The following is a 986-nucleotide window of genomic DNA, read 5'->3' as shown; positions in this document are numbered from 1 at the left end:
GTAAGAAGATTGGCAAATGGCTCATTGAGATTCACATACCCCAAATCTCGCAACACCTTAGTGAAAAATCTCGCATAAAGCAAATGTAAAATCGCGTGTTCAATCCCACCAATATACTCATCTACATTCATCCAATATGCGATATCCTCTGCTCTAAATGCACATTGTTCCCAATACTGCTTAGGCGTTGCGTAACGCAAAAAATACCAACTTGATTGCACAAAAGTATCCATCGTATCAGTCTCTCTTTGTGCATTACCGCCACATTTTGGACATTGACATTCTTTCCAAGCAGGATGCTTATCTAGTGGATTACCCTCACCATTAATGACCACATCATCAGGCAAAAGCACCGGAAGATTCTCAATCTTTTCTGGCACAATGCCACATTTTTGGCAATGCACCATAGGAATAGGCGCACCCCAATATCGTTGCCTTGATACTCCCCAATCGCGCAAACGATAATTTATAACACCAACTCCCCTACCATGCTCTTCAAAGTATGCAATGATTTTTTCTCGTGCTGTAGCACCCTTTAGTCCGTTAAAGATTCCGGATTCTATTAATTCGCCATCTTCACAAAATGGTAAAGAATCTGTGCTAGATACAAGCACAGGCTTAATAGGCAAGTTATATTTTTTGGCAAATTCAAAATCTCTTTCATCATGCGCTGGCACAGCCATAACCGCACCATTAGCATATTCTATCAGTACAAAGTTTGCTACCCAAATAGGAATCTCTACGCCACTTAATGGATGAATGGCTGTTATCCCTAAATCAAAGCCTTCTTTTTCCATCATAGATCGTTCTTTTGATGGGAATTTACGCACATCTTGGATTTTTTGTTTTTGTTCTGAATCTAGTAATCCTTTTTCTAAAAGCGCATCGACAAGCGGATGTTCTGGAGCAATGGCACAATAGGTCACACCAAAAAGCGTGTCACAACGAGTTGTAAAGACCTCAAAGCTCTCTATGCCTGTCTTTTG

The 986-nt window shown here is 40.5% G+C and carries 1 protein-coding gene; it reads right to left on the bottom strand.

Going from position 1 to position 986, the window contains the following annotated elements; genetic code table 11:
• Positions 1–986 (bottom strand): class I tRNA ligase family protein (locus C6H22_RS08440; protein WP_158654690.1); only part of this gene is annotated, 986 nt, incomplete at both ends.

This window comes from Helicobacter equorum (genome assembly GCF_900198655.1).
Lineage (GTDB): Bacteria > Campylobacterota > Campylobacteria > Campylobacterales > Helicobacteraceae > Helicobacter_F > Helicobacter_F equorum.
The sequence above is the reverse complement of the archived record's forward strand: the minus strand, read 5'-3'. Positions and strand labels throughout refer to the sequence as shown.